1 protein-coding gene, 1 tRNA gene and 2 rRNA genes (1 of these 4 cut by a window edge) are annotated in these 4,078 nt (G+C 55.4%); 1 reads left to right on the top strand and 3 read right to left on the bottom strand.

Going from position 1 to position 4,078, the window contains the following annotated elements; all coding sequences use genetic code 11:
- On the top strand, positions 1 to 430 hold a 430-nt coding region (locus EZV60_RS18235), incomplete at its 5' end, for an efflux RND transporter permease subunit (protein WP_135507368.1).
- Positions 431 to 602: 172 nt separating this feature from the next.
- On the opposite strand, the gene EZV60_RS18230 is transcribed toward EZV60_RS18235, so the two are convergent.
- The 3 genes from EZV60_RS18230 to EZV60_RS18220 form a co-directional block, all read right to left on the bottom strand.
- Positions 603 to 679 (bottom strand) — tRNA-Met (locus EZV60_RS18230).
- Between the two features lie 189 nt (positions 680 to 868).
- Positions 869 to 983, bottom strand: a 5S ribosomal RNA gene (rrf, locus tag EZV60_RS18225).
- Between the two features lie 90 nt (positions 984 to 1,073).
- A 23S ribosomal RNA gene (locus EZV60_RS18220) occupies positions 1,074 to 4,078 on the bottom strand (it continues 432 nt past the right edge of the window).

Genomic DNA, 4,078 nt, shown 5'->3' with positions numbered 1-4,078 from the left:
CCAGCAGAGGCCGAAGCAAACTACCACTCGGCTCTGGAAACTCAGACAATGGCCGCGTAACTTACATCAACCAGCCTCCGGCAAAACCGGCGCGGTTCAGAGTCTGGCCGGCATCATTCTGAACAACGCCATCGTGCTCATCGACCGCATCGATATCGAAAAGGCCGCCGGCCGGCGCGGTGATGCCGCAATCGTCGAGGCTGCCAAACGGCGTCTTCGACCGATCGTCATGACGACGGTGACGACGATCCTTGGGTTATTGCCGCTGATCCTGTCCAAGGATCCGCTGTTCTACGGCATGGCTGTGGTCATGGCGGGCGGCCTTGCGGTAGGGACCGTGCTGACGCTCGGGTTCGTGCCAGTGCTCTACTCGCTCTTCTTTCACCGGCGCTCCGACCCCAGCGCCGAACGCGCATCAAAGGCCGCCTGAGACCTTCGCCAAGCCCCCCGCTCGCGCCGCAACGGCGCGTCGAATTTCCACGGATACCGCAAGCAGCGCGTGAGTTAAAACGGTGACGGGACAGCGCAGGAAGCTCCCGGCGCACGAGACCAAAAGTAAAAAACCTCCGCGGCAGAACCGGCGGAGGCGTCTCACGTTTGGTTGGTTGCGGGGGTAGGATTTGAACCTACGACCTTCAGGTTATGAGCCTGACGAGCTACCGGGCTGCTCCACCCCGCGCCAATCTGTGGTGTCCTAACGCCGTTGACCCAAGGGTTCAATAGCTGGCGAACAGGATCATGAAGTTTTCTTTTGTCACGGCGACAAGAACCGAACACACATCACGTGGGCCCGCTAGAGGCGCCGCCGAACATTGAAACTTCATATGGTGATCATCGTCGAGAGATACAACTTCAAGGTTCTTACTAGGTTTGGCGGCGACCTACTCTCCCACGCCTTAAGACGCAGTACCATTGGCGCTACGGCACTTAACGGCCGGGTTCGGGATGGGACCGGGTGTTTTGCTCGTGCTATGACCACCAAACCGAGAAAGAACCTTGAATTCCAAGTCGCGTACGCTGTTTCAAGTGTACGGCTGATGGATCCGCATAAGCCAATCTGGCTTTTACTGGATCAAATCAAGCCTATCGGGCAATTAGTACCGGTCAACTGAACGCATTGCTGCGCTTACATCTCCGGCCTATCGACGTGGTGGTCTACCACGGCCCTCAGGGATACCTTGTTTTGAGGGGGGCTTCCCGCTTAGATGCCTTCAGCGGTTATCCTGTCCGATCATAGCTACCCTGCACTGCGGCTGGCGCCACAACAGGTCCACCAGTGGATCGTTCACCCCGGTCCTCTCGTACTAGGGGCAACTCCTCTCAAGTATCCTACACCCACGGCAGATAGGGACCGAACTGTCTCACGACGTTCTAAACCCAGCTCACGTACCTCTTTAAACGGCGAACAGCCGTACCCTTGGGACCTGCTCCAGCCCCAGGATGAGATGAGCCGACATCGAGGTGCCAAACACTGCCGTCGATATGGACTCTTGGGCAGTATCAGCCTGTTATCCCCGGCGTACCTTTTATCCGTTGAGCGATGGCCCTCCCACTTGGGACCACCGGATCACTATGGCCGTCTTTCGACTCTGCTCGACTTGTCAGTCTCGCAGTCAGGCTGGCTTCTGCCATTGCACTCAACGAGCGATTTCCGACCGCTCTGAGCCAACCTTCGCGCGCCTCCGTTACGCTTTAGGAGGCGACCGCCCCAGTCAAACTACCCACCACGCAGGGTCCCGGACCCGGATAACGGGCCGCGGTTAGACATCAAGAATGCATAGGGTGGTATCTCAAGGGTGGCTCCACAGAAACTGGCGTTCCTGCTTCAAAGCCTACCACCTATCCTGCACAATGCAGTCCTGATGCCAGTGCGAAGCTGTAGTAAAGGTGCACGGGGTCTTTCCGTCTAACCGCGGGAAGCCTGCATCTTAACAGGCAATTCAATTTCGCTGAGTCTACGTTGGAGACAGCGGGGAAGTCGTTACGCCATTCGTGCAGGTCGGAACTTACCCGACAAGGAATTTCGCTACCTTAGGACCGTTATAGTTACGGCCGCCGTTTACCTGGGCTTCAATTCAGAGCTTTCACCCCTCCTTTTAACCTTCAGGCACCGGGCAGGCGTCAGACCCTATACGTCGTCTTGCGACTTCGCAGAGCCCTGTGTTTTTAGTAAACAGTCGCCACCCCCTGGTTTGTGCCCCCAGCCCCTAGTTGCCTAGGAACCGGGCCTCCTTCTCGCGAACTTACGGAGGTATTTTGCCGAGTTCCTTCAACGTAGTTCTCTCAAGCGCCTTGGTATGCTCTACCTGTCCACCTGTGTTGGTTTAGGGTACGATCTTATGGAGAAGCTATTTCCAGGGACTGATCAGCGGCCCACCCAATCCGATAAGGGTGAACAACCTTCACAATCCGTCACTTTCTCCTGGCCCAGGAATATTAACCTGGTTCCCATCGACTACGCCTTTCGGCCTCGCCTTAGGGGTCGGCTTACCCTGCTCAGATTAGCTTTAAGCAGGAACCCTTGGACTTTCGGCGAGAGTGTCTCTCACACTCTTTGTCGCTACTCATGTCATCATTCTCGCTAGTGATCTCTCCACGGGATCGCTCACGCGCCCGCTTCATCGAAAGCCTCTCTCCTCCAATGCGGGTCGAAACCCGCTAAGGAGGAATGAGACTATGTCACACTACGCTCTGCTACCAGTGCTTACGCACTCCTAAGCTTCGGCTCATGGCTTGAGCCCCGTTACATCTTCGCCGCAAGACATCTTGTTTAGACCAGTGAGCTGTTACGCTATCTTTAAAGGATGGCTGCTTCTAAGCCAACCTCCTGGTTGTTTTGGACGTCTCACCTGCTTTCCCACTTAGCCATGAATTGGGGGCCTTAGCTGTAGGTCAGGGTTGTTTCCCTCTCCACTACGGACGTTAGCATCCGCAGTGTGTCTGCCATCTAGTACTTCTCGGTATTCGGAGTTTGGTTAGGATCAGTAAGCCTGTGGGGCCCCATTACCCATCCAGTGCTCTACCCCCGAGGGTATTCGGATGACGCTCTACCTAAATAGATTTCGCAGAGAACCAGCTATCTCCGAGTTTGATTGGCCTTTCACCCCTAGGCACAACTCATCCCGACCTTTTTCAACAGGTGTGGGTTCGGCCCTCCAGTAAGTGTTACCTTACCTTCAGCCTGGTCATGCCTAGATCACTCGGTTTCGGGTCTGATCCACCTAACTCGACGCCCTATTAAGACTCGCTTTCGCTGCGCCTACACCTAACGGCTTAAGCTTGCTAGATAGACCAAGTCGATGACCCATTATACAAAAGGTACGCCGTCACAAGACTGGACACTAATAACAATCATTTCGTTGGGATCGAAACCCGGAATTGAACCGTTTCGAGACCAGGGTTGTCGCTATAAATCCCGGCGTTCGATCGATGATCGAAGCTCAGGCTCATGCGAACCCCTTCACGGTTGGTGTATCCGAATTCTATGCCCGACCGAAAGATGATGGGCCCACCCAGATCCACGTCGCTGCCTTCGGCATAAAGCCCGGGCATTGCGTGAAACTGCGCGTACCACCGACCGTTCGGCGTCGCATATGTCGTTGTATTTCCCAGACCGGCCCAGAGGCCGCCGTCTTCGGTGACGGATGCGCCATAGGTGAACTGAAACGGGCCGCGCGCCATGCTTGTCTGCCGGCGGACGAACAATTCCTCACCAATTTCGCTGTCTTGGAAGTACACATTTCCAACAGACGCAGCCAAGTACGGCTGACGCTCGTTCTTGGCCAAGCAGCCCTCGTTGGAACAGTGATTGACGCCCATATTAATGAGCCCAAGCACCAGCCCGATGGCTGCCACGGTTCCGTCCGTTACAAATGCTAAATCCGACATGTCACTGCTCCCACGACCTTTCGGTCATGTTTGTAGCAGATTGTCATTAGAGTCCAGTCAAGCTCCGACTGATTGTAGGCGTTCGGTTTCAGGTACTGTTTCACTCCCCTCGTCGGGGTGCTTTTCACCTTTCCCTCACGGTACTGGTTCGCTATCGGTCAGTAAGGAGTACTTAGCCTTCGAAGGTGGT

Origin of the sequence: Roseovarius aestuariivivens, from assembly GCF_004761875.1 — a bacterium.
GTDB lineage: Bacteria > Pseudomonadota > Alphaproteobacteria > Rhodobacterales > Rhodobacteraceae > Roseovarius > Roseovarius aestuariivivens.
Note: the sequence above shows the minus strand (reverse complement) of the source record. Positions and strands in the feature narration are given on the sequence as shown.